This window comes from Spiroplasma poulsonii (assembly GCF_009866525.1).
GTDB classification, from domain to species: domain Bacteria; phylum Bacillota_I; class Bacilli_A; order Mycoplasmatales; family Mycoplasmataceae; genus Spiroplasma; species Spiroplasma poulsonii.
Genome location: NZ_CM020866.1, coordinates 194,571 through 218,874, shown reverse-complemented (window position 1 = coordinate 218,874; position 24,304 = coordinate 194,571). Strand labels below are relative to the sequence as shown.

The following is a 24,304-nucleotide window of genomic DNA, read 5'->3' as shown; positions in this document are numbered from 1 at the left end:
CCGAAACCCCGCACTATCAACAACGTTGGGAGTGCGGGGTTTCGGGTGCTTGGCGTGCCAAAATTCTTGTCGTTCTGCATCATATTTAACTTTAATATTACAATGTTTTTTATATAAATTATATATATTAATTATATATTAAATTAATATATTTAGTGATTTTATTCAAAAATTACTACTAAATTTGTTTAGAAAATAGATAAAATTTAATAAATTTTTGTTTTGGTATAGTAATGGTATTGATTTTGGACTTTTATTGGAATAAAAAAGAGCAAAAAAATGCTGTTTTTTTAAACAGTAAAAAGGATATGAGGAAGACCATATCTTGGGTTTGTTTATTTGTTGTCTTGCTACTCGGTGGTTTTATACAAGCTCTTATGCTTTGTTGATATGGAGTTAACCTAACTCGGCTAAGTCGATAAGTAATTGTTCGAGTTCTTCTTCGGATAATTCTGGCGGGTCACCCTTGTTTTTTTCATAGTGTGTGTTAGACTTATCTACAAGAGAATTATTTTCTCTTGCTGTGGTTTTAGCAGAATACTTGTTTTTTACGAAAGAATGGTATTCTGCTTTTAATTTGTCGCTTTCAGCACAAATTTGTTCGCGTGCTTGTTGGTATGTTAACCCACTTAAAAAAGGGTTTGTTGCTTGTTCTTTTTCGTAGCGACGAGCAGCCACAGTAGACTTCTTGCGATACCCTTTTTTATTAAAATATTATTATAAAATATAATTTATGAGGACATAAAAATATGAACAATAATAAATTTAATACTCTTAATGATAGAGAATGGTTAAGATTAACAGGAATAAAAAAATTCACTTTTAATAAAATGTTAGATATTTTAAAAGTTGCTGAAATAGAAAAATTTAAAAAAGGTGGTAAAACTAATAAATTATCATTAGAAAATAGATTATTGATGACTTTATTATATTGACGAGAATATCAGACTTATTTTCATCTTGGTAAAAGTTTTGATATTAGTGAGGCTAATTGTTATCGTAATATTAAGTGAATTGAAGATATTTTAATTAAAAACTCTGATTTTCAACAACTTGCTGGTAAAAAAGCACTAATAAATGATTATTTTAATGATAAAACTATTATTATTGATGCTACCGAAACTCCAATCCAACGCCCAAAAAAAGACAAAAACAATCTTATTCTGGTAAAAAGAAAAAACACACGATCAAAACACAAGTAATTATCGAACAAGAAACCAAAAAAATTATTGCAACAAGTTTTTCGCTCGGAAAAAAACATGATTATGCTTTATTTAAAGAATCAAAAATCCCAATTTTAAAAAATACCAAATTAATAGTTGATAGTGGTTATCAAGGAATACAAAAAAATCACAATAATGTTCTAATACCTACAAAGAAAACAAAGAAAAACCCTTTAAACAAAGAACAAAAGCAATATAATAGACTAGTTTCAAAAATGAGAATTATTATTGAAAATATTTTTGCTATTCTTAAAAAATTTAAAATTATTACAGAAAAATATCGTAATCGAAGAAAAAGATTTGGTTTAAGATTTAATTTAATTGCCTCAATTTATAATTTACAATTATTATATTTAACATAAAATATTTATTTAAAATTAAATAATTTAAATAATAAATTAATTTTTCGTTGTGGAAAAATATTAAATTTTTAAATAAAAAACATAATTAATTAAAATTATATTTTTCTATTAGTATCTTTTTTACAAATATTTGCAATTTTTTAACAAGTAATGCAATAAGTCTACTGATTCAATAATATGTGCTATTTCGATTGTGTTTGAACTCATCTTAATTGTAGTGTATGCCGTTGATAAGGTCAAAGTTAAAACACCAGATAGTGCTGTTATTTTTGGCTTTTTAGGAATTGTTTCAGTTATTGTAACATTATATTTTTTTAGACAACTGTGAACAAAATATTTAAAAATGATTTTAATTAATAAGATTTTAACTTACATTAATGCAATAGACTTCTTGCATTACTTGTTAAAAAATTGCAAATATTTGTAAAAAAGATACTAATAGAAAAATATAATTTTAATTAATTATGTTTTTTATTTAAAAATTTAATATTTTTCCACAACGAAAAATTAATTTATTATTTAAATTATTTAATTTTAAATAAATATTTTATGTTAAATATAATAATTGTAAATTATAAATTGAGGCAATTAAATTAAATCTTAAACCAAATCTTTTTCTTCGATTACGATATTTTTCTGTAATAATTTTAAATTTTTTAAGAATAGCAAAAATATTTTCAATAATAATTCTCATTTTTGAAACTAGTCTATTATATTGCTTTTGTTCTTTGTTTAAAGGGTTTTTCTTTGTTTTCTTTGTAGGTATTAGAACATTATTGTGATTTTTTTGTATTCCTTGATAACCACTATCAACTATTAATTTGGTATTTTTTAAAATTGGGATTTTTGATTCTTTAAATAAAGCATAATCATGTTTTTTTCCGAGCGAAAAACTTGTTGCAATAATTTTTTTGGTTTCTTGTTCGATAATTACTTGTGTTTTGATCGTGTGTTTTTTCTTTTTACCAGAATAAGATTGTTTTTGTCTTTTTTTGGGCGTTGGATTGGAGTTTCGGTAGCATCAATAATAATAGTTTTATCATTAAAATAATCATTTATTAGTGCTTTTTTACCAGCAAGTTGTTGAAAATCAGAGTTTTTAATTAAAATATCTTCAATTCACTTAATATTACGATAACAATTAGCCTCACTAATATCAAAACTTTTACCAAGATGAAAATAAGTCTGATATTCTCGTCAATATAATAAAGTCATCAATAATCTATTTTCTAATGATAATTTATTAGTTTTACCACCTTTTTTAAATTTTTCTATTTCAGCAACTTTTAAAATATCTAACATTTTATTAAAAGTGGATTTTTTTATTCCTGTTAATCTTAACCATTCTCTATCATTAAGAGTATTAAATTTATTATTGTTCATATTTTTATGTCCTCATAAATTATATTTTATAATAATATTTTAATAAAAAAGGGTATCGCAAGAAGTCTAATAATTAAATGTTATAGTTTTTTTATTAACACATAAAAATAGTAGAGAATAGAGATGAAAGAATTATGTTGATTGTTTATAAAATTAAATTTTATTATAAAATTGCCCTTCTAATTAATTTTTTGCATACAAAATGTTTATGTTTATTTCGTAAGATACATATCCCGCCTAAATTTTAGTTTTTAAATTTTAAATAAATATAACTAAAAGCAAAGAGGGAAAAAACAATGAAAAAACTATTAAGTATTTTAGGGACAATAAACATTAGTTGAAACTGTTGCACCAAATGTTGTTGCCTGTCATAACAAAAAAATCTTAGCAACGAAAGTATTACAGCAGAAGACATTAAAGTCTTTAATGAAATTCAAGTAAAAGCATCTGAAAAAATTAATCAAAAAATTAAAGATACGCCATATGTCGATAGCACAAAAAATGACTTATCAAAAATCTATTCTAAAGTAAATAAGGGTGATACTGAACCTTATCAATTAAAATTAAGCAATTCAGAAGATAATAAATTAGCGACTTATTTTATTAACAATTTTACAAAAATTTTTGATAATGTTAATTATGAATTACAAAACGAATATTCAAATTATTTTTCTAATACAGTGCCATTAACGTTAGATGATGAAAGAAATGTTGTAAAAGTAAGTTATATTGATGTTGAAAATTTACGTAGTAAGTTTCCAACAGATATTAATCCCGAACCATTTTCAGCTGTTCGAGTTGATTATACAGCGACAATTCAGTTACAATTTAAAAAAATGTATGCTAGTTTCCAACTATCAAGTATTTATAATGTTAGTGAAAACGTTGCTGCTTTACGGACTTTTTCTGATAAGGCAGTAGGATTTTTAATTGAAAATATTAAAGACTATTTTATAAAATTAGAAACTGTTGATTTTTCAGAAAATGAAATTTTTAAACCATTATATAATCAAATGATTTGAGATTTTTCAAAAGATACAACTGAGTTAAATAGTACTTTAAAAAATTCATTTAAAGAATATATTGCTAGTAAAAAAGAATTTAAAAACCTTAGTATAACTTATAATGATACTGATTTAATTAAAAAAGTGGAAGATGGTCAATTAACTGCTGAAAATAAAGGCTTCATGGGAATATCTAAAACCAAAAAAGCAACTGAGTTATCATTAGCAAATTGAGTTGATCCTAATGCTGGTAAAAATAATCCATGAAAACAATTATCTAATGCAACTGCTGAAAATTTTGTTGATTTTTATAAAACAAAAGTTGGTTCTGTCTTTAATGTTGATAAAAATGATTCTTTAAATTTAGGTACTTTTGAAATTAGCTTAAATTATTTAAATATTTTTGGTCTTGGTTTATCTGGCAATGTGAAAAATAAAAATAATGAGGATTTATCAATTGCATTAAATTTATCTGGAGATGGAATTGATAAAAAATTAACTAATTGAGGAAAAATAATTGTTCAATTTTTAAAATATTCAGGTTCTGGTAGTATTACAGCGGATAGTAGTATTAGTTTAGAAGACTCTATCCAAGATTTTAAAAAAATAACAATGAAAAATCAAAAGGATGGTTTAAAAGGGGCTATTAAAATTATGTTCGATAGTTTTAAGGATTCAGATGAGGCAAAAAGTTTAGAAGATATTGATTTATTTAGTTTAATGAAAAATTCTTTATTAACAAGTCCAAAAGGACATGGACTACTAAAAGAATCAACTTATTTGGAATGAGACTGACAAATAGAAGACAAATGGGCAGTTATGTTTACATTTGGTAACAGTTTGGATACTGGTTTATATTATTCTTTTGCATCAAATCCAACCTCTAATAGTGAGGAGAATGTTGATTTTGGAATAATAAGTGCGGCGGATTAAAAAACTATCTGTTTTATTCATTTAATTTTAAATTAATAAAATAAAATTAGAATTAAATATTATGTAACAAATTGTAATTTTAGAAAACAAATAGAATTATTTGCTATTTTAAATTATTTTGTTAAAATAATTAAGTGTCAATTTTGATACTTAATTTTTATTTTAGGGGTATAGTTCAAGTGGTAGAACATCGGACTTCAAATCCGAGTGTTGTGGGTTCAAGTCCTGCTACCCCTGCCATGATGTTTTATAAGATGAAAGTATGTAGATACTTTTTTTATTTTAAAACCAGAGGATTCTTTTGTAATATTTATGTTATGATTTAAAAGAATTTAGGGGTGTAGTTTAATGGTAGAACAGCGGTCTCCAAAACCGTACGTTGTGGGTTCAAGTCCTATCACCCCTGCCAGGATAATAAAGATGGAAGTATACCCAAGTCTGGTTGAAGGGGGCGGTCTCGAAAACCGTTAGATGGAGTGATCCATGCAAGAGTTCGAATCTCTTTACTTCCGCCATTAGAAGAAAACAAAAAAACCATTTCTAAATTAGAAATGGTTTTTTTGTTTTATTTATTTTCTGGAATTGCAACAAAAGCAATTGTATCTAAGCCAGCATGAGCAACAAAAATATTAGCTAATTGTTCAGTATGATAATCGACTTTTAATTCATTTAATTTTTGTGTAACATTATCTCAAACTTTGTCAGCGCATTGATCTGTTTTTAAAACAAATAACTGAAATTTTTCTTTAACTGTTTTTTTAAATTTATCTCATGTTTCAACTAATGCTTCAATTAAATTATTTAATGTTCGTGATGAAGCAATTTTTTTAGGATATTCTCCTCATTGGATTAAGATTTTAATTTTAAATAAGTTAATTAATGATAGCAGCACTTTTCCAACACGCCCACCTTTTGATAAACGTTCTAGGCTACCAGGGATCATTGCCATATATGTTTTTTGTTCTAAGGCATTTGTTTTTGCAATGATTTCTTTAACAGTAAAATTTTGTTTTGTTAATTCATTGGCATAAATAATTAATGTTTTTAAAGCAAAAGCGGCAGTATGATTACGAACAACATGAACTTTTCCAAGATATTGTTTATCTTGGCTTAAAGTATAAGCTGTTGCATATTGGCTTGATAGTTTTTCGGCAATAGGGTAGTGAATGATTTCATCATATGTTTCTAGAATTTCATCTCATTTTGCCATTAATTCTCCTGTTGAAGCTTGGCTTGTTTTAGTAGTTCCTGTTTTAACAATATTATAAAAGTGATACTTTTTAATTTCTTCTTCGGTATCTAAAATATCTATTTCGTTATTTAAAATAATGTGCAATGGAATAACGTGGATTCCTAATTCTTTAATTTCTGCTGTTGTAAAACCAGCTGATGAGTCAGTTAGGATTGCAATTTTTTTATTCATAAAGTTAATTCTCCTTTATTTATCTCAACATACCAAGACCACGGTATTAGGGCCAGTGTGAGCAGCGATGACGTTTGCTAAAATGTATGTTGAAGTAATTATAGCACCCGCATCTGTAATTATTTGATAAACTTCATCTAAAGTTTCTTTATCTGTTTTGGAATGTAGTAGAATAATATTTTTTCAATTTTGACGTTCTTTTTTAATTTGATGAAAAGCTGTTGAAACAGCTTTTTTGAATGTCCTTGTTTTGTCAAACTTATCAATTCGACCATCATATCTTAAAATTGGTGTTATTTTTAACAATGATGCTAATGCTGCTGCGGCAGTAGTAATTCGCCCGCCACGTTTTAAAGTTTCTAAACTTTTTGGGATAATAAATGCACTAAATTTTGTTTTAATGACATCAATTCTTGTCTGAAATTCTGTTAATTCTACGCCTTCTTTAATTCAACTGTAAATTAGATCAATCATATAAACTAATAATTCACTAACACCATCAGTATCAATAATAAAGACCTTTCCTTTATATTCTTCACCTTGGGCTAACATTGAAATATTTTCGTGTTGCCCTGATAAACCTTTCGATAGTCCTACAAAAACAATATTATCGTATTTTTTTAATAGTTCATTTCAAGTATTTAACATTTTTCCCATTGGGATTTGGCTTGTTTTAATTACTTGATGTTCTAAGATATCATAAAATTCATTAAATGAAATAATATCTTCATCATCTTCAACCTCACTCCCATCTGGGAAATTTAATAATAACGGTAATAAATAGGTGTCTTCATATTTTTTTAATTCGTCCTTATTAATTCCTGACGATGAGTCTATTATTAATGCAACTTTACGCATAATTGCCCTCCATTATTTTCTATAAATTTAGCTATCATTGAATTTTAGTTATTATATTTTTAAACTCTTAACAATATAATAATTATAAACTTTGATATAATAATTTCAAGAACGAAAGGGAGATAAAAATGAAAATTACTAATGAAAAGAAAATAATGTATGAAAACATTTTGCAAGCATTTGGTCCATCGGGATGCGAAGAACAAGTTGTGATATTAATGAAGCAATATTATCAAAAGTATACATCAGAAATAATTCAAGATAATTTAGGAAGTTGTTTTGCAGTTATTCGTAATCAAACAGGAATTAAAAATGCTAAAAAGGTAATGTTAATGGCCCATGGTGATGAAGTTGGTTTTATGGTTAGCCAAATTAATGAAAAAGGGTTAATTAGAATTAACCCATTAGGAGGAATTTGAGAACAAACATTATTAGCAAAACGGGTAAGATTATTAAAAGATGATGGAACTTTTATAATAGGCGCTATTTCAGCAATTGCTCCGCATTTGTTATCACCAGAAGCACGTTCAAAACCAACACCGATTGCTAATATGCTAGTTGATTTTGGGTTTACTTCAAAAGCAGAAGCATATGCGGCTGGGGTTCGGGAAGGTAATTTTGTTATTTGTGAAGGACCAACTGTTTTTTTAAATGACAAACGGTTATTATCGAAAGCAATTGACAACCGAATGGGTCTTATTTTGGGGTTAGAAGTATTAGAACAAATTAAAGATAAAGCATTAGACTTTGATTTATATGTTGGTTTTAGTGCCCAAGAAGAAGTTGGAACTCGTGGGGCAGCAACTGCAACAGCTTTAATTAAACCTGATTTTGCAATTGTGACAGATGTTTCGCCAGGGCAAGACTATGAATCAACAAGTACCTTTGGGCAATTAGGACAAGGTGTAATGCTACGAGGAATGGACAATGGTTATGTTACTCGCCATGATTTGATTAAATATCAACTTGATCTAATGCAACAGCATCAAATCAAATACCAATTTTATATTTCACCAGGTGGTACTGACGCTGGACGTGTTCATTTAGCAGATTATGGAATTCCAACAATTCAGGCTTGTCTAATTGCTCGTAATTTACATACAATTAGTGGTATTATTGATTTAGATGATTTTAATGAAACAATTAAGTTGGTCACAACTATTATTGAGGATTTAGATGAGATAAAGATTAAAAATTTTAATTGAAGTGAGAAGAGGTAAAAATGGAAACAAAATCAATTGGTTTATTTTATCATCCAGTCTTTGATGTTTTAGTTGGATATGAACCAACTGTTACGCAAGGAGAACATATAATTAAGAAAGAATGGGTTTTCTTTCATAATGAAAGCAAACAATGTTATGGTTTTAATTTATTAAATGCTAGTCAACATTTAACAACAAAATTAAAACCAGGTATTAATAGTGATAATAAATTATTATTAACAGAGTTAGCAACAAACTTTAAAAAACAAGGGGGTCTATTTCATAATATTAATAATAGACCACAATTTATTGTTGGTCAGATTTTGGAACGTAAGCAACACTCTAATTCTGATAAACTAAATATTTGTCAAGTTACGATTGGTTCGGAAGTCCTTCAAATTATTTGCGGCGCAGATAATTGTGATGTTGGTCAATTAGTTGTTGTCGCTCGCGTTGGAGCAATTATGCCATCAACATTACAAATTATTCCTAGTGAATTACGTGGTATTATGTCAAACGGAATGTTATGTTCGGAACAAGAATTAGGATTACCAGTTTCTAGTGTTGGGAAAAAAATTGTGTTATTATCACCAAAACAATATCATCTTGGAAGTAGTTTTTGAAAGGAATATTATAATGAGCAAAATTAAAGCAGGATATTATAGTGCCGTTTATTTTTTAAAAACAGCTAATATTTTAAAAAATGAGAAACCAAGTGATATCGTAACAATGCAATTTTTTCAGCGTGAAGAAAATGTTATTTTAGCAGGGGTTAATGAATGTATCGAATTATTAAAAACAGAAGCTTTTAATCCAGAAACACTTGAAATTACTGCTTTGACTGATGGTGACGTAATTCAACCAAATGAACCTGTGTTAAAAGTTGCTGGACATTATTATCAATTTGGTCATTTAGAAGGAATTATTGATGGTATTTTAGCGCGACAAACTAGTATTGCCACTAATTGCCATCGAATTTTACAAGTAGCAAATAACAAGCCAGTTATCTATATGAATGATCGTAGTGATTATTATTATAACCAAGAAAATGATGGTTATGCTGCTAAGGTTGGAGGCATTACCAATTTTGTAACAACAGCTCAAGTAGCAAAACTAGCTGGTAATTATGAACCAATGGGAACGGTGCCGCATGCTTTAATTCAAGCATTTAATGGTGACTTAATTGCTGCATTACATGCTTACCAACGTTTTTATCCAACCGATAAATTAGTAGCCTTAGTTGATTATAATAATGATGTTATTACCGATACTTTAAAAGTTGCTAGTGAATTTCCAAATTTATATGCGGTTCGTGTTGATACATCGCAAGCTTTGGTTGATAAAAATTTTCTTGGAAAAGAAAAACAATACTCCGTTGATGAAATTAGGGGGGTCAATAAACATTTAGTTTGGGCCCTGCGACAAGCGTTAAATCAGCAAGGTTATGATTATGTTAAAATTATTGTTTCTTCAGGATTTAATGTTCAAAAAATTATTGAATTTGAGACGGAAGGGGTGCCAGTAGATATCTATGGGGTTGGTCAATCTTTAGCAAAAATTAATATTGGTTTTACTGGTGATGCTGTACAATTAAATGGTATTGATCAAGCCAAAGTTGGTCGTCATAACATTATTTCAAATCGACTAGTTAAAAAGTAAGAAATGTTTTATAATATTAGGTAAATAAAGGGGGTTTTCATGATGAGTGAAAATAAAAACCAAAAAATCGAATCCTATTATAATCATGATGATGCTTATCCTCATCTAAAACGTGAACAAAAAGCACAGCAACAACAAGAAGAAATACCAGAAACAACTAGTGTTGAGCATCAGGTTGAGAAAAAGCCTCCTTTAAATCCAATAGGAGAAGTTATTTCACCTTTGTATGGGAAAAAACTTGATGGAGCTAATGAATTTAAACACACAATAAGTAGTTATGAAGATAATTTACATGATGAACTCGAAAATGCTGCTTCAAATTCAATTAATGAAATTATTGAACAAAAAATTGTTGAGAAAAAAGCTGAATTAGCAAAAATTTATGTTGTGGAAGAAAAAATTTCAGATGCTGAAAAGGCTAATGTTGAACAATATTTTAAAAAATATGATCCATTGACAGATAGCAACAAAATTAAATCAACTTTAAAAAATCGCAATAAATTATCAGAACAAGCAGCTCAAACAGTGTCATTTTTATTTAAACAACGTAAAAATGGGGAAAATATTTTTGGGGAGCGAACAAATGAATTAACGTTAGAATTAGAACAAATTAAAGAGAAAATTAGTAACCCAAAACCACGCCATCAAGTTGATGAATATGAACAAACAGCATTGTTTGAAGGAATAGAAGAACAAAAACTAATTAATGAACAAATTCGCCAAGCGATTGCAAAAGCCAATCAAATTGATGATAATTTTTCCGAGGATATGCCATTAGATCAACGCCGTCGTTTAATTCAACAGAACTCAACTAAAGCGGGAGCAGTTAGATTTAAAACATCACTTAATTTACAAGAAAGTAATGTAAACAATCAATTTTTGCGTCGTTCAAAACCAATTGCACAGTATCATAAAAACTTGCATGATTTGCGAAAAGAAGATTCCGATTCAGAAACAAAACATGTTAATGACTATTATACTAAACGCAATCCATATTTATCACGGATGTTAGAAATGGAAGAACGAACTACGCGAGAAGCTGAGGAAAAACGCAAAGAACGAATTAAAACCCAAATTAATGAAAGTAAAAATTTTGATAAAGATGAGAATAAATAAGGATTTTTATTTTGATATTAAATAAAATAAGTTATAATGTAAAAGTAATATTTAATTTGATTAGAAAAAAGGGTGGAAAAAATGATATATATCTTAGCAACTAGTGACGATTTATTAATTTCACAAACAATTTTAATTATTGTTTTATTATTTTTAGCAATTGTATTTTGTTGTTATGGAATTATTGCTGCACGGAAAGTTGCAATTGCTGCTAAGAAATTTGATTATTTTGTTGAAGACTTAACTTATAAATCAGAAATGTTAAACTCGACTGTTGATACAGTTGTTAAAGTTTCAAATTATATTGATGTTTTTGAAGCTTTTGCGAAACGGAATGTTAAAGCATGAGTAAAAGTTATTGCCCGTAATAAAGATATTGCTTATCGAATTGTTGATAAATTAAAAGATTTTGCTAATTCTGATGAGAAGGAATAATTATGGCTTTTAAATTTGTTAAAACATTAGCAATTATGGTAGCGGGGATGCTTATTGCCCCTAAAAAAGGATCAGAATTACGCCAAGATTTTATTAATTTAGTTAAAAAATATAATCCACAATTGAAAAAAATGGTTAATAAAATTGAAATTGTGTGAGAAAAATCACAAGGAATTGAATCAGACGAAGTAGCAGCTGATATTGAATTACGAATCAAAGATGTTAAGGGTGCGGTAGAAATTTTAGATTCTGCTTCAACAAAAGAAATGGCTTATAAAGCATTAAAGAAAATTGATGTTGGGACAGTAAAATTAATTAAAGCTGCCGCAAAATCACCAAATGTTCGTGCTGTTGCGAAAGACTTAGCTAAAATAACAGTTTCTGCTATTGATGCGGGAATTAAAGTAACAGAAGATCTGAAAAAAACATCAGCGTCAATTTCAGAAAAAATTATTGAAGAGGAAAAACCTAATCAACTTAAAAAAATCGCAAAAGTCGATAAAGAATAACTCTAACAATTTAGAGTTTTTTAAATAGTAGAGGAAATAAAAGATGGTAAAAGATATTATAGAAGAATTAAAATGACGAGGTCTATTAAAACAAGTAACTAATGAGACAAAATTATTAAAAGCTCAAACTTTAAAAAAAGGGGTTTATTGTGGTTTTGATCCGACAGGTGATTCATTACATGTTGGGCATTTAATTCAAATCATGTTATTAAAACGGTTTGAAATGTTTGGTTTTCAACCAATTGCAATTATTGGTGGCGGAACTGGAATGATTGGTGACCCAAGTGGTAAGAAAGCAGAACGTGTATTATTAAATGATGAGACAATTATGTACAATGTCCAAGCAATAAGTAAACAAATGCAACAATTAATTGGAAAAAATGTCCGAATGGTTAATAATACTGATTGATTACAAAAAATGACTTTAATTGATTTTTTACGAACTGTTGGAAAAGATTTTAATATTAGTTATTTGTTGGCAAAAGAAAATATCGCGACAAGAATTGAAGTTGGTTTATCGTATACTGAGTTTGCTTATACTTTATTACAAGCATATGATTTTTATCAATTATATGTTAATTATGATTGTGCTGTTCAAACCGGAGGAAGTGACCAATGAGGAAATATTACTTCAGGGACAGACTATATTCATAAACAAATTGGCGAAGATAATTTAGCTTGTGGTTTAACAATGAACTTATTAACAAAAGCTGATGGGACAAAATTTGGAAAAACAGAATCAGGAGCCGTTTGGTTAGATCCAAAAAAAACATCACCATATGAATTTTACCAATTTTTCTTTAATCAAGATGATCAAGAAACCGGGAAATTATTACGTTATTTGACAATGTTAACAGAAGCAGAAATTATTGCAATTGAAAAAGAACACCAAAAAGAACCAGCAAAGCGAATTGCACAAAAAAAATTAGCTGAAGCAGTAACATTATTTGTGCATCAAGCAGACGGTTTGAAAACAGCACAAATTGTGAGTGAAGCATTATTTAATGGTAATTTGCACCAGTTATCAGATCAACAGTTGGATCAGTTACAAACTAGTTTACCGTTTTTTTCATTATCAACTTTTGATTTATCAATTCTTGATTTATTAGTTCAAGCAGAAATCGTTTCATCAAAACGAGAAGGGCGGGAGTTTTTAACACAAGGAGCAATCACCGTGAATGGCATTGTTATTAATGAAGAAACATGGACTGTTACAAAAGATAAATTTTTATTTAATAAATACTTAATTGTTCGTCGTGGAAAACGAAAATATCATTTAATTTCTTGTGAATAGTTGAGTATTTAAAATTAAAAAAACACACTTTTATAAGTGTGTTTTTTTATGGTGCAAAATTATTTTAATTCAACGGTTTTACTTTTGATAGATTTCTTTTTATTTTTAACATAAAGACGAGTATAATAAACCACTTGGATTAACAATACAACAAAGATATTAATAAATGCAAATAAACGACAATGTCAAGGTGTTTGTGGTAATGCTAAAACAGCAATTAACATTGCTAAAGCATAAGCATTTAATATTCCTCAGATTGTAATTTTATGTCATAACTTTAATTTTCTTTTCTCAGTTTTTTTCATATTTAGAACCTTTCTGGTATGTTTGACCATTTATATCTGTGTAAAATACACTTAGTATTATTTTAACTTAAAAATCTAAAATTATGTCTTTTATTCTTTAATTTTTAAATTATTTTTCTTAATTTAATTAAATTTAGTTTTTATTTGCTTAAAATAAAAACTAAATAATTGTGCATTATAATGAGATTTTTTCTCATTTTTAATTATACAATTTAGTTATTTGGAAGAAAATTTAAAAGCAATCGGTTGTAATTATCTTAAATTAATAAATAAAAAATAATACATTTAGTATTATTTATTAATTAGAATTTCCTTTTTTACTCAATTCTAATTCATTTTTAGCTTTTTCATATATTTCGATAATTGCTTTATGGCGTAAATATTCTTCTTCTGAAATATTTTGGATGACACGTTCTTTAATTTCATCTTCAATAGACTTCTTGCGATACCCTTTTTTATTAAAATATTATTATAAAATATAATTTATGAGGACATAAAAATATGAACAATAATAAATTTAATACTCTTAATGATAGAGAATGGTTAAGATTAACAGGAATAAAAAAATCCACTTTTAATAAAATGTTAGATATTTTAAAAGTTGCTGAAATAGAAAAATTTAAAAAAGGTGGTAAAACTAATAAATTATCATTAGAAAATAGATTATTGATGACTTTATTATATTGACGAGAATATCCGACTTATTTTCATCTTGGTAAAAGTTTTGATATTAGTGAGGCTAATTGTTATCGTAATATTAAGTGAATTGAAGATATTTTAATTAAAAACTCTGATTTTCAACAACTTGCTGGTAAAAAAGCACTAATAAATGATTATTTTAATGATAAAACTATTATTATTGATGCTACCGAAACTCCAATCCAACGCCCAAAAAAAGACAAAAACAATCTTATTCTGGTAAAAAGAAAAAACACACGATCAAAACACAAGTAATTATCGAACAAGAAACCAAAAAAATTATTGCAACAAGTTTTTCGCTCGGAAAAAAACATGATTATGCTTTATTTAAAGAATCAAAAATCCCAATTTTAAAAAATACCAAATTAATAGTTGATAGTGGTTATCGAGGAATACAAAAAAATCACAATAATGTTCTAATACCTACAAAGAAAACAAAGAAAAACCCTTTAAACAAAGAACAAAAGCAATATAATAGACTAGTTTCAAAAATGAGAATTATTATTGAAAATATTTTTGCTATTCTTAAAAAATTTAAAATTATTACAGAAAAATATCGTAATCGAAGAAAAAGATTTGGTTTAAGATTTAATTTAATTGCCTCAATTTATAATTTACAATTATTATATTTAACATAAAATATTTATTTAAAATTAAATAATTTAAATAATAAATTAATTTTTCGTTGTGGAAAAATATTAAATTTTTAAATAAAAAACATAATTAATTAAAATTATATTTTTCTATTAGTATCTTTTTTACAAATATTTGCAATTTTTTAACAAGTAATGCAAGAAGTCTAATAAATAAAAATATATATTTATTTAATGTGTTAATTGCTTTTTCAATTTCTTCGTTTGTTGCAACATAATCAGAAATTAATTCAAATTTTTCTTCTCAGTTTAAATTATTAACAAACTCTAAAATAAACCGTGGATTTTCTTTAATAGACTTCTTGCATTACTTGTTAAAAAATTGCAAATATTTGTAAAAAAGATACTAATAGAAAAATATAATTTTAATTAATTATGTTTTTTATTTAAAAATTTAATATTTTTCCACAACGAAAAATTAATTTATTATTTAAATTATTTAATTTTAAATAAATATTTTATGTTAAATATAATAATTGTAAATTATAAATTGAGGCAATTAAATTAAATCTTAAACCAAATCTTTTTCTTCGATTACGATATTTTTCTGTAATAATTTTAAATTTTTTAAGAATAGCAAAAATATTTTCAATAATAATTCTCATTTTTGAAACTAGTCTATTATATTGCTTTTGTTCTTTGTTTAAAGGGTTTTTCTTTGTTTTCTTTGTAGGTATTAGAACATTATTGTGATTTTTTTGTATTCCTTGATAACCACTATCAACTATTAATTTGGTATTTTTTAAAATTGGGATTTTTGATTCTTTAAATAAAGCATAATCATGTTTTTTTCCGAGCGAAAAACTTGTTGCAATAATTTTTTTGGTTTCTTGTTCGATAATTACTTGTGTTTTGATCGTGTGTTTTTTCTTTTTACCAGAATAAGATTGTTTTTGTCTTTTTTTGGGCGTTGGAATGGAGTTTCGGTAGCATCAATAATAATAGTTTTATCATTAAAATAATCATTTATTAGTGCTTTTTTACCAGCGAGTTGTTGAAAATCAGAGTTTTTAATTAAAATATCTTCAATTCACTTAATATTACGATAACAATTAGCCTCACTAATATCAAAACTTTTACCAAGATGAAAATAAGTCTGATATTCTCGTCAATATAATAAAGTCATCAATAATCTATTTTCTAATGATAATTTATTAGTTTTACCACCTTTTTTAAATTTTTCTATTTCAGCAACTTTTAAAATATCTAACATTTTATTAAAAGTGGATTTTTTTATTCCTGTTAATCTTAACCATTCTCTATCATTAAGAGTATTAAATTTATTATTGTTCATATTTTTATGTCCTCATAAATTATATTTTATAATAATATTTTAATAAAAAAGGGTATCGCAAGAAGTCTAATATATTCTGATAAAGGTTTATCAATATGTTCGTCAATAAAAATATCAATTTTTTCTGGTAACATTTATTTTTTATACCTCCTGAATCCTTTTAATGTTAATAATTTTTTAAATTATCAACTGCATTTTAATTATAACATTTATTTTTTTAAAAAAATTTTTTGCATTTTTGTAAATAAATATATATAATAATAAAAAATGCCGGAAAGAATTTGAAAAAGACAAGGTATAAAAATGGACAAATTAATTTCTACACTTTTGGGGTTTAAATATCTTGATTTAGCATTATTACTTTTTATTGTTAAAATCTTAGTTTTTTTTGCGGTTCTTTATCTTGCTTCATATATTACTAATCTTTCTGTTTTAAAAATAAAAGTTAAAAAAAACCTTGGCAATTGTTTTTTAGTTGTAATTCAAATTAGTTTTTATTTTTTATTAAATAGACTTCTTGCGATACCATTTTTTATTAAAATATTATTATAAAATATAATTTATGAGGACATAAAAATATGAACAATAATAAATTTAATACTCTTAATGATAGAGAATGGTTAAGATTAACAGGAATAAAAAAATCCACTTTTAATAAAATGTTAGATATTTTAAAAGTTGCTGAAATAGAAAAATTTAAAAAAGGTGGTAAAACTAATAAATTATCATTAGAAAATAGATTATTGATGACTTTATTATATTGACGAGAATATCAGACTTATTTTCATCTTGGTAAAAGTTTTGATATTAGTGAGGCTAATTGTTATCGTAATATTAAGTGAATTGAAGATATTTTAATTAAAAACTCTGATTTTCAACAACTTGCTGGTAAAAAAGCACTAATAAATGATTATTTTAATGATAAAACTATTATTATTGATGCTACCGAAACTCCAATCCAACGCCCAAAAAAAGACAAAAACAATCTTATTCTGGTAAAAAGAAAAAACACACGATCAAAACACAAGTAATTATCGAACAAGAAACCAAAAAAATTATTGCAACAAGTTTTTCGCTCGGAAAAAAACATGATTATGCTTTATTTAAAGAATCAAAAATCCCAATTTTAAAAAATACCAAATTAATAGTTGATAGTGGTTATCAAGGAATACAAAAAAATCACAATAATGTTCTAATACCTACAAAGAAAACAAAGAAAAACCCTTTAAACAAAGAACAAAAGCAATATAATAGACTAGTTTCAAAAATGAGAATTATTATTGAAAATATTTTTGCTATTCTTAAAAAATTTAAAATTATTACAGAAAAATATCGTAATCGAAGAAAAAGATTTGGTTTAAGATTTAATTTAATTGCCTCAATTTATAATTTACAATTATTATATTTAACATAAAATATTTATTTAAAATTAAATAATTTAAATAATAAATTAATTTTTCGTTGTGGAAAAATATTAAATTTTTAAATAAAAAACATAATTAATTAAAATTATATTTTTCTATTAGTATCTTTTTTACAAATATTTGCAATTTTTTAACAAGTAATGCAAGAAGTCTATTAAAGAAAATCCACGGTTATTTTAGATTTTGTTAATAATTTAAACTGAGAAAAAATTTGAATTTAATTTCTGATTATGTTGCAACAAACGAAGAAATTGAAAAAGCAATTAACACATTAAATAAATATATATTTTTATTTATTAGACTTCTTGCATTACTTGTTAAAAAATTGCAAATATTTGTAAAAAAGATACTAATAGAAAAATATATTTTAATTAATTATGTTTTTTATTTAAAAATTTAATATTTTTCCACAACGAAAAATTAATTTATTATTTAAATTATTTAATTTTAAATAAATATTTTATGTTAAATATAATAATTGTAAATTATAAATTGAGGCAATTAAATTAAATCTTAAACCAAATCTTTTTCTTCGATTACGATATTTTTCTGTAATAATTTTAAATTTTTTAAGAATAGCAAAAATATTTTCAATAATAATTCTCATTTTTGAAACTAGTCTATTATATTGCTTTTGTTCTTGTTTAAAGGGTTTTTCTTGTTTTCTTTGTAGGTATTAGAACATTATTGTGATTTTTTGTATTCCTGATAACCACTATCAACTATTAATTTGGTATTTTTTAAAATTGGGATTTTTGATTCTTTAAATAAAGCATAATCATGTTTTTTTCCGAGCGAAAAACTTGTTGCAATAATTTTTTTGGTTTCTTGTTCGATAATTACTTGTGTTTTGATCGTGTGTTTTTTCTTTTTACCAGAATAAGATTGTTTTTGTCTTTTTTTGGGCGTTGGATTGGAGTTTCGGTAGCATCAATAATAATAGTTTTATCATTAAAATAATCATTTATTAGTGCTTTTTTACCAGCAAGTTGTTGAAAATCAGAGTTTTTAATTAAAATATCTTCAATTCACTTAATATTACGATAACAATTAGCCTCACTAATATCAAAACTTTTACCAAGATGAAAATAAGTCGGATATTCTCGTCAATATAATAAAGTCATCAATAATCTATTTTCTAATGATAATTTATTAGTTTTACCACCTTTTTTAAATTTTTCTATTTCAGCAACTTTTAAAATATCTAACATTTTATTAAAAGTGGATTTTTTTATTCCTGTTAATCTTAACCATTCTCTATCATTAAGAGTATTAAATTTATTATTGTTCATATTTTTATGTCCTCATAAATTATATTTTATAATAATATTTTAATAAAAAAGGGTATCGCAAGAAGTCTATTGAAGATGAAATTAAAGAACGTGTCATCCAAAATATTTCAGAAGAAGAATATTTACGCCATAAAGCAATTATCGAAATATATGAAAAAGCTAAAATGAATTAGAATTGAGTAAAAAAGGAAATTCTAATTAATAAATAATACTAAATGTATTATTTTTTATTTATTAATTTAAGATAATTACAACCGATTGCTTTTAAATTTTCTTCCAAATAACTAAATTGTATAATTAAAAATGAGAAAAAATCTCATTATAATGCACAATTATTTAGTTTTTATTTTAAGCAAATAAAAACTAAATTTAATTAAATTAAGAAAAATAATTTAAAAATTAAAGAATAAAAGACATAATTTTAGATTTTTAAGTTAAAATAATACTAAGTGTATTTTACACAGATATAAATGGTCAAACATACCAGAAAGGTTCTAAATATGAAAAAAACTGAGAAAAGAAAATTAAAGTTATGACATAAAATTACAATCTGAGGAATATTAAATGCTTATGCTTTAGCAATGTTAATTGCTGTTTTAGCATTACCACAAACACCTTGACATTGTCGTTTATTTGCATTTATTAATATCTTTGTTGTATTGTTAATCCAAGTGGTTTATTATACTCGTCTTTATGTTAAAAATAAAAAGAAATCTATCAAAAGTAAAACCGTTGAATTAAAATAATTTTGCACCATAAAAAAACACACTTATAAAAGTGTGTTTTTTTAATTTTAAATACTCAACTATTCACAAGAAATTAAATGATATTTTCGTTTTCCACGACGAACAATTAAGTATTTATTAAATAAAAATTTATCTTTTGTAACAGTCCATGTTTCTTCATTAATAACAATGCCATTCACGGTGATTGCTCCTTGTGTTAAAAACTCCCGCCCTTCTCGTTTGATGAAACGATTTCTGCTTGAACTAATAAATCAAGAATTGATAAATCAAAAGTTGATAATGAAAAAAACGGTAAACTAGTTTGTAACTGATCCAACTGTTGATCTGATAACTGGTGCAAATTACCATTAAATAATGCTTCACTCACAATTTGTGCTGTTTTCAAACCGTCTGCTTGATGCACAAATAATGTTACTGCTTCAGCTAATTTTTTTTGTGCAATTCGCTTTGCTGGTTCTTTTTGGTGTTCTTTTTCAATTGCAATAATTTCTGCTTCTGTTAACATTGTCAAATAACGTAATAATTTCCCGGTTTCTTGATCATCTTGATTAAAGAAAAATTGGTAAAATTCATATGGTGATGTTTTTTTTGGATCTAACCAAACGGCTCCTGATTCTGTTTTTCCAAATTTTGTCCCATCAGCTTTGTTAATAAGTTCATTGTTAAACCACAAGCTAAATTATCTTCGCCAATTTGTTTATGAATATAGTCTGTCCCTGAAGTAATATTTCCTCATTGGTCACTTCCTCCGGTTTGAACAGCACAATCATAATTAACATATAATTGATAAAAATCATATGCTTGTAATAAAGTATAAGCAAACTCAGTATACGATAAACCAACTTCAATTCTTGTCGCGATATTTTCTTTTGCCAACAAATAACTAATATTAAAATCTTTTCCAACAGTTCGTAAAAAATCAATTAAAGTCATTTTTTGTAATCAATCAGTATTATTAACCATTCGGACATTTTTTCCAATTAATTGTTGCATTTGTTTACTTATTGCTTGGACATTGTACATAATTGTCTCATCATTTAATAATACACGTTCTGCTTTCTTACCACTTGGGTCACCAATCATTCCAGTTCCGCCACCAATAATTGCAATTGGTTGAAAACCAAACATTTCAAACCGTTTTAATAACATGATTTGAATTAAATGCCCAACATGTAATGAATCACCTGTCGGATCAAAACCACAATAAACCCCTTTTTTTAAAGTTTGAGCTTTTAATAATTTTGTCTCATTAGTTACTTGTTTTAATAGACCTCGTCATTTTAATTCTTCTATAAATCTTTTACCATCTTTTATTTCCTCTACTATTTAAAAAACTCTAAATTGTTAGAGTTATTCTTTATCGACTTTTGCGATTTTTTAAGTTGATTAGGTTTTTCCTCTTCAATAATTTTTTCTGAAATTGACGCTGATGTTTTTTTCAGATCTTCTGTTACTTTAATTCCCGCATCAATAGCAGAAACTGTTATTTTAGCTAAGTCTTTCGCAACAGCACGAACATTTGGTGATTTTGCGGCAGCTTTAATTAATTTTACTGTCCCAACATCAATTTTCTTTAATGCTTTATAAGCCATTTCTTTTGTTGAAGCAGAATCTAAAATTTCTACCGCACCCTTAACATCTTTGATTCGTAATTCAATATCAGCTGCTACTTCGTCTGATTCAATTCCTTGTGATTTTTCACACAATTTCAATTTTATTAACCATTTTTTTCAATTGTGGATTATATTTTTTAACTAAATTAATAAAATCTTGGCGTAATTCTGATCCTTTTTTAGGGGCAATAAGCATCCCCGCTACCATAATTGCTAATGTTTTAACAAATTTAAAAGCCATAATTATTCCTTCTCATCAGAATTAGCAAAATCTTTTAATTTATCAACAATTCGATAAGCAATATCTTTATTACGGGCAATAACTTTTACTCATGCTTTAACATTCCGTTTCGCAAAAGCTTCAAAAACATCAATATAATTTGAAACTTTAACAACTGTATCAACAGTCGAGTTTAACATTTCTGATTTATAAGTTAAGTCTTCAACAAAATAATCAAATTTCTTAGCAGCAATTGCAACTTTCCGTGCAGCAATAATTCCATAACAACAAAATACAATTGCTAAAAATAATAAAACAATAATTAAAATTGTTTGTGAAATTAATAAATCGTCACTAGTTGCTAAGATATATATCATTTTTTCCACCCTTTTTTCTAATCAAATTAAATATTACTTTTACATTATAACTTATTTTATTTAATATCAAAATAAAAATCCTTATTTTTCTCATCTTTATCAAAATTTTTACTTTCATTAATTTGGGTTTTAATTCGTTCTTTGCGTTTTTCCTCAGCTTCTCGCGTAGTTCGTTCTTCCATTTCTAACATCCGTGATAAATATGGATTGCGTTTAGTATAATAGTCATTAACATGTTTTGTTTCTGAATCGGAATCTTCTTTTCGCAAATCATGCAAGTTTTTATGATACTGTGCAATTGGTTTTGAACGACGCAAAAATTGATTGTTTACATTACTTTCTTGTAAATTAAGTGATGTTTTAAATCTAACTGCTCCCGCTTTAGTTGAGTTCTGTTGAATTAAACGACGGCGTTGATCTAATGGCATATCCTCGGAAAAATTATCATCAATTTGATTGGCTTTTGCAATCGCTTGGCGAATTTGTTCATTAATTAGTTTTTGTTCTTCTATTCCTTCAAACAATGCTGTTTGTTCATATTCATCAACTTGATGGCGTGGTTTTGGGTTACTAATTTCTCTTTAATTTGTTCTAATTCTAACGTTAATTCATTTGTTCGCTCCCCAAAAATATTTTCCCCATTTTTACGTTGTTTAAATAAAAATGACACTGTTTGAGCTGCTTGTTCTGATAATTTATTGCGATTTTTTAAAGTTGATTTAATTTTGTTGCTATCTGTCAATGGATCATATTTTTTAAAATATTGTTCAACATTAGCCTTTTCAGCATCTGAAATTTTTTCTTCCACAACATAAATTTTTGCTAATTCAGCTTTTTTCTCAACAATTTTTTGTTCAATAATTTCATTAATTGAATTTGAAGCAGCATTTTCGAGTTCATCATGTAAATTATCTTCATAACTACTTATTGTGTGTTTTAAATTCATTAGCTCCATCAAGTTTTTTCCCATACAAAGGTGAAATAACTTCTCCTATTGGATTTAAAGGAGGCTTTTTCTCAACCTGATGCTCAACACTAGTTGTTTCTGGTATTTCTTCTTGTTGTTGCTGTGCTTTTGTTCACGTTTTAGATGAGGATAAGCATCATCATGATTATAATAGGATTCGATTTTTTGGTTTTTATTTTCACTCATCATGAAAACCCCCTTTATTTACCTAATATTATAAAACATTTCTTACTTTTTAACTAGTCGATTTGAAATAATGTTATGACGACCAACTTTGGCTTGATCAATACCATTTAATTGTACAGCATCACCAGTAAAACCAATATTAATTTTTGCTAAAGATTGACCAACCCCATAGATATCTACTGGCACCCCTTCCGTCTCAAATTCAATAATTTTTTGAACATTAAATCCTGAAGAAAACAATAATTTTAACATAATCATAACCTTGCTGATTTAACGCTTGTCGCAGGGCCCAAACTAAATGTTTATTGACCCCCCTAATTTCATCAACGGAGTATTGTTTTTCTTTTCCAAGAAAATTTTTATCAACCAAAGCTTGCGATGTATCAACACGAACCGCATATAAATTTGGAAATTCACTAGCAACTTTTAAAGTATCGGTATAACATCATTATTATAATCAACTAAGGCTACTAATTTATCGGTTGGATAAAAACGTTGGTAAGCATGTAATGCAGCAATTAAGTCACCATTAAATGCTTGAATTAAAGCATGCGGCACCGTTCCCATTGGTTCATAATTACCAGCTAGTTTTGCTACTTGAGCTGTTGTTACAAAATTGGTAATGCCTCCAACCTTAGCAGCATAACCATCATTTTCTTGGTTATAATAATAATCACTACGATCATTCATATAGATAACTGGCTTGTTATTTGCTACTTGTAAAATTCGATGGCAATTAGTGGCAATACTAGTTTGTCGCGCTAAAATACCATCAATAATTCCTTCTAAATGACCAAATTGATAATAATGTCCAGCAACTTTTTAACACAGGTTCATTTGGTTGAATTACGTCACCATCAGTCAAAGCAGTAATTTCAAGTGTTTCTGGATTAAAAGCTTCTGTTTTTAATAATTCGATACATTCATTAACCCCTGCTAAAATAACATTTTCTTCACGCTGAAAAAAATTGCATTGTTACGATATCACTTGGTTTCTCATTTTTTAAAATATTAGCTGTTTTTAAAAAATAAACGGCACTATAATATCCTGCTTTAATTTTGCTCATTATAATATTCCTTTCAAAAACTACTTCCAAGATGATATTGTTTTGGTGATAATAACACAA

31 protein-coding genes, 3 tRNA genes and 3 pseudogenes are annotated in these 24,304 nt (G+C 26.3%); 20 read left to right on the top strand and 17 right to left on the bottom strand.

Annotation, left to right across the window (positions count from 1 at the left end; genetic code table 4):
* Positions 1 to 396: 396 nt before the first annotated feature.
* Complete coding sequence (locus tag MSROBK_RS01170) at positions 397 to 678, bottom strand: hypothetical protein (protein ID WP_040092648.1); 282 nt, start codon at positions 676 to 678, stop codon at positions 397 to 399.
* A gap of 71 nt (positions 679 to 749) precedes the next feature.
* Here MSROBK_RS01170 and MSROBK_RS12665 point away from each other — a divergent pair, with 71 nt between their 5' ends.
* Both MSROBK_RS12665 and MSROBK_RS12660 read left to right on the top strand, forming a co-directional pair.
* Positions 750 to 1,202, top strand: coding sequence for an IS5 family transposase (locus MSROBK_RS12665; protein ID WP_040092647.1), 453 nt, complete (start codon positions 750 to 752; stop codon positions 1,200 to 1,202).
* Positions 1,187 to 1,585, top strand: a complete 399-nt coding sequence (locus tag MSROBK_RS12660) for a transposase family protein (RefSeq protein ID WP_242441474.1) — start codon at positions 1,187 to 1,189, stop codon at positions 1,583 to 1,585. The genes MSROBK_RS12665 and MSROBK_RS12660 overlap by 16 nt, the downstream gene beginning before the upstream one ends.
* A 547-nt stretch (positions 1,586 to 2,132) precedes the next feature.
* Here MSROBK_RS12660 and MSROBK_RS12655 read toward each other — a convergent pair.
* Positions 2,133 to 2,531, bottom strand: a complete 399-nt coding sequence (locus MSROBK_RS12655) for a transposase family protein (RefSeq protein ID WP_242441474.1) — start codon at positions 2,529 to 2,531, stop codon at positions 2,133 to 2,135.
* Entirely contained in the window at positions 2,516 to 2,968 is a 453-nt protein-coding gene (locus tag MSROBK_RS12650; RefSeq protein WP_040092446.1) for an IS5 family transposase, read from the bottom strand. Before MSROBK_RS12650 ends, MSROBK_RS12655 begins: the two co-directional genes overlap by 16 nt.
* A 680-nt stretch (positions 2,969 to 3,648) precedes the next feature.
* On the opposite strand from MSROBK_RS12650, the gene MSROBK_RS01155 reads away from it, so the two are divergent.
* The 4 genes from MSROBK_RS01155 to MSROBK_RS01140 all read left to right on the top strand — a co-directional run bounded on the left by MSROBK_RS01155 (position 3,649) and on the right by MSROBK_RS01140 (position 5,420).
* Positions 3,649 to 4,905, top strand: a complete 1,257-nt coding sequence (locus MSROBK_RS01155) for a hypothetical protein (RefSeq protein ID WP_052443417.1) — start codon at positions 3,649 to 3,651, stop codon at positions 4,903 to 4,905.
* A 164-nt stretch (positions 4,906 to 5,069) separates the two neighbouring features.
* Positions 5,070 to 5,145, top strand: a tRNA-Trp gene (locus MSROBK_RS01150).
* Positions 5,146 to 5,239: 94 nt separating this feature from the next.
* A tRNA-Trp gene (locus MSROBK_RS01145) sits at positions 5,240 to 5,314 on the top strand.
* Positions 5,315 to 5,327: 13 nt separating this feature from the next.
* Positions 5,328 to 5,420, top strand: a tRNA-Ser gene (locus tag MSROBK_RS01140).
* A 50-nt stretch (positions 5,421 to 5,470) separates the two neighbouring features.
* Here MSROBK_RS01140 and MSROBK_RS01135 read toward each other — a convergent pair.
* Both MSROBK_RS01135 and MSROBK_RS01130 read right to left on the bottom strand, forming a co-directional pair.
* Positions 5,471 to 6,328, bottom strand: coding sequence for a DegV family protein (locus tag MSROBK_RS01135; RefSeq protein ID WP_040092644.1), 858 nt, complete (start codon positions 6,326 to 6,328; stop codon positions 5,471 to 5,473).
* A gap of 15 nt (positions 6,329 to 6,343) precedes the next feature.
* The gene (locus MSROBK_RS01130) at positions 6,344 to 7,186 is read right to left on the bottom strand and encodes a DegV family protein (protein ID WP_040092643.1); all 843 of its coding nucleotides are present in this window, start codon (positions 7,184 to 7,186) and stop codon (positions 6,344 to 6,346) included.
* A 128-nt stretch (positions 7,187 to 7,314) separates the two neighbouring features.
* Here MSROBK_RS01130 and MSROBK_RS01125 point away from each other — a divergent pair, with 128 nt between their 5' ends.
* From MSROBK_RS01125 to tyrS (MSROBK_RS01095), 7 genes are all read left to right on the top strand, one after another.
* Positions 7,315 to 8,406, top strand: a complete 1,092-nt coding sequence (locus MSROBK_RS01125) for a M42 family metallopeptidase (protein WP_040092642.1) — start codon at positions 7,315 to 7,317, stop codon at positions 8,404 to 8,406.
* A gap of 2 nt (positions 8,407 to 8,408) precedes the next feature.
* Entirely contained in the window at positions 8,409 to 9,038 is a 630-nt protein-coding gene (gene ytpR / locus MSROBK_RS01120) for a YtpR family tRNA-binding protein (RefSeq protein WP_040092641.1), read from the top strand.
* Positions 9,025 to 10,047: a nicotinate phosphoribosyltransferase gene (locus MSROBK_RS01115; RefSeq protein ID WP_040092640.1), complete on the top strand. Its 1,023-nt coding sequence runs from the start codon at positions 9,025 to 9,027 to the stop codon at positions 10,045 to 10,047. Before ytpR ends, MSROBK_RS01115 begins: the two co-directional genes overlap by 14 nt.
* 42 nt (positions 10,048 to 10,089) lie before the next feature.
* A complete protein-coding gene (locus tag MSROBK_RS01110) occupies positions 10,090 to 11,163 on the top strand; it encodes a hypothetical protein (RefSeq protein ID WP_040092639.1) in 1,074 nt (357 codons plus the stop codon).
* Positions 11,164 to 11,244: 81 nt separating this feature from the next.
* Positions 11,245 to 11,598 (top strand): hypothetical protein, encoded by a 354-nt coding sequence (locus MSROBK_RS01105; RefSeq protein ID WP_040092637.1) that lies wholly within the window; start codon positions 11,245 to 11,247, stop codon positions 11,596 to 11,598.
* Between the two features lie 2 nt (positions 11,599 to 11,600).
* Positions 11,601 to 12,107 carry a hypothetical protein gene (locus tag MSROBK_RS01100; RefSeq protein ID WP_040092635.1) on the top strand — a complete coding sequence of 169 codons (507 nt, stop codon included), beginning with the start codon at positions 11,601 to 11,603 and terminating at the stop codon, positions 12,105 to 12,107.
* A 43-nt stretch (positions 12,108 to 12,150) separates the two neighbouring features.
* Positions 12,151 to 13,401, top strand: a complete 1,251-nt coding sequence (tyrS, locus tag MSROBK_RS01095) for a tyrosine--tRNA ligase (protein ID WP_040092633.1) — start codon at positions 12,151 to 12,153, stop codon at positions 13,399 to 13,401.
* A gap of 59 nt (positions 13,402 to 13,460) precedes the next feature.
* Here tyrS (MSROBK_RS01095) and MSROBK_RS01090 read toward each other — a convergent pair whose 3' ends face one another.
* On the bottom strand, positions 13,461 to 13,706 hold the full coding sequence (locus MSROBK_RS01090) for a hypothetical protein (protein ID WP_040092631.1): 246 nt from the start codon (positions 13,704 to 13,706) through the stop codon (positions 13,461 to 13,463).
* Positions 13,707 to 14,207: 501 nt separating this feature from the next.
* On the opposite strand from MSROBK_RS01090, the gene MSROBK_RS12645 reads away from it, so the two are divergent.
* On the top strand, positions 14,208 to 14,660 hold the full coding sequence (locus tag MSROBK_RS12645; RefSeq protein ID WP_040092630.1) for an IS5 family transposase: 453 nt from the start codon (positions 14,208 to 14,210) through the stop codon (positions 14,658 to 14,660).
* The gene (locus MSROBK_RS12640) at positions 14,645 to 15,043 is read left to right on the top strand and encodes a transposase family protein (protein ID WP_416375434.1); all 399 of its coding nucleotides are present in this window, start codon (positions 14,645 to 14,647) and stop codon (positions 15,041 to 15,043) included. Before MSROBK_RS12645 ends, MSROBK_RS12640 begins: the two co-directional genes overlap by 16 nt.
* Before the next feature lie 473 nt (positions 15,044 to 15,516).
* Here MSROBK_RS12640 and MSROBK_RS12635 read toward each other — a convergent pair whose 3' ends face one another.
* Together MSROBK_RS12635 and MSROBK_RS12630 are read right to left on the bottom strand one after the other, a co-directional pair.
* Entirely contained in the window at positions 15,517 to 15,915 is a 399-nt protein-coding gene (locus MSROBK_RS12635; protein ID WP_242441474.1) for a transposase family protein, read from the bottom strand.
* A complete protein-coding gene (locus MSROBK_RS12630; RefSeq protein ID WP_040092626.1) occupies positions 15,900 to 16,352 on the bottom strand; it encodes an IS5 family transposase in 453 nt (150 codons plus the stop codon). The genes MSROBK_RS12635 and MSROBK_RS12630 overlap by 16 nt, the downstream gene beginning before the upstream one ends.
* A 303-nt stretch (positions 16,353 to 16,655) precedes the next feature.
* Here MSROBK_RS12630 and MSROBK_RS01075 point away from each other — a divergent pair, with 303 nt between their 5' ends.
* The 4 genes from MSROBK_RS01075 (at position 16,656) to MSROBK_RS01065 (ending at position 18,176) form a co-directional block, all read left to right on the top strand.
* Complete coding sequence (locus MSROBK_RS01075) at positions 16,656 to 16,904, top strand: hypothetical protein (protein WP_159373206.1); 249 nt, start codon at positions 16,656 to 16,658, stop codon at positions 16,902 to 16,904.
* Positions 16,905 to 16,930: 26 nt separating this feature from the next.
* The gene (locus tag MSROBK_RS12625) at positions 16,931 to 17,383 is read left to right on the top strand and encodes an IS5 family transposase (RefSeq protein WP_040092446.1); all 453 of its coding nucleotides are present in this window, start codon (positions 16,931 to 16,933) and stop codon (positions 17,381 to 17,383) included.
* A complete protein-coding gene (locus MSROBK_RS12620; protein WP_242441474.1) occupies positions 17,368 to 17,766 on the top strand; it encodes a transposase family protein in 399 nt (132 codons plus the stop codon). The genes MSROBK_RS12625 and MSROBK_RS12620 overlap by 16 nt, the downstream gene beginning before the upstream one ends.
* A gap of 221 nt (positions 17,767 to 17,987) precedes the next feature.
* A complete protein-coding gene (locus MSROBK_RS01065; RefSeq protein ID WP_159373204.1) occupies positions 17,988 to 18,176 on the top strand; it encodes a hypothetical protein in 189 nt (62 codons plus the stop codon).
* Between the two features lie 60 nt (positions 18,177 to 18,236).
* On the opposite strand, the pseudogene MSROBK_RS12615 reads toward MSROBK_RS01065, so the two are convergent.
* From MSROBK_RS12615 to MSROBK_RS12605, 3 genes and pseudogenes are all read right to left on the bottom strand, one after another.
* A pseudogene (locus MSROBK_RS12615) lies at positions 18,237 to 18,437 on the bottom strand (transposase family protein); the annotation flags it as partial.
* A gap of 23 nt (positions 18,438 to 18,460) precedes the next feature.
* The gene (locus MSROBK_RS12610) at positions 18,461 to 18,631 is read right to left on the bottom strand and encodes a transposase (RefSeq protein ID WP_438944476.1); all 171 of its coding nucleotides are present in this window, start codon (positions 18,629 to 18,631) and stop codon (positions 18,461 to 18,463) included.
* The gene (locus tag MSROBK_RS12605; protein ID WP_040092630.1) at positions 18,616 to 19,068 is read right to left on the bottom strand and encodes an IS5 family transposase; all 453 of its coding nucleotides are present in this window, start codon (positions 19,066 to 19,068) and stop codon (positions 18,616 to 18,618) included. The genes MSROBK_RS12610 and MSROBK_RS12605 overlap by 16 nt, the downstream gene beginning before the upstream one ends.
* A gap of 500 nt (positions 19,069 to 19,568) precedes the next feature.
* Here MSROBK_RS12605 and MSROBK_RS01055 point away from each other — a divergent pair, with 500 nt between their 5' ends.
* On the top strand, positions 19,569 to 19,814 hold the full coding sequence (locus MSROBK_RS01055; RefSeq protein WP_040092631.1) for a hypothetical protein: 246 nt from the start codon (positions 19,569 to 19,571) through the stop codon (positions 19,812 to 19,814).
* A 59-nt stretch (positions 19,815 to 19,873) separates the two neighbouring features.
* Here the strand turns inward: MSROBK_RS01055 and tyrS (MSROBK_RS12290) are convergent.
* From tyrS (MSROBK_RS12290) to MSROBK_RS12285, 6 genes and pseudogenes are all read right to left on the bottom strand, one after another.
* Positions 19,874 to 21,128, bottom strand: a pseudogene (gene tyrS, locus MSROBK_RS12290) (tyrosine--tRNA ligase).
* A gap of 8 nt (positions 21,129 to 21,136) precedes the next feature.
* The gene (locus MSROBK_RS01045; RefSeq protein ID WP_227991329.1) at positions 21,137 to 21,526 is read right to left on the bottom strand and encodes a hypothetical protein; all 390 of its coding nucleotides are present in this window, start codon (positions 21,524 to 21,526) and stop codon (positions 21,137 to 21,139) included.
* A 144-nt stretch (positions 21,527 to 21,670) separates the two neighbouring features.
* Positions 21,671 to 22,024, bottom strand: coding sequence for a hypothetical protein (locus MSROBK_RS01040; RefSeq protein WP_040092637.1), 354 nt, complete (start codon positions 22,022 to 22,024; stop codon positions 21,671 to 21,673).
* A gap of 56 nt (positions 22,025 to 22,080) precedes the next feature.
* The gene (locus MSROBK_RS11320) at positions 22,081 to 22,548 is read right to left on the bottom strand and encodes a hypothetical protein (protein WP_227991328.1); all 468 of its coding nucleotides are present in this window, start codon (positions 22,546 to 22,548) and stop codon (positions 22,081 to 22,083) included.
* Positions 22,533 to 22,979, bottom strand: a complete 447-nt coding sequence (locus MSROBK_RS11315) for a hypothetical protein (RefSeq protein WP_227991326.1) — start codon at positions 22,977 to 22,979, stop codon at positions 22,533 to 22,535. Before MSROBK_RS11315 ends, MSROBK_RS11320 begins: the two co-directional genes overlap by 16 nt.
* 240 nt (positions 22,980 to 23,219) lie before the next feature.
* Positions 23,220 to 24,244 (bottom strand): annotated as a pseudogene (locus MSROBK_RS12285) (nicotinate phosphoribosyltransferase).
* Between the last annotated feature and the right edge of the window lie 60 nt (positions 24,245 to 24,304).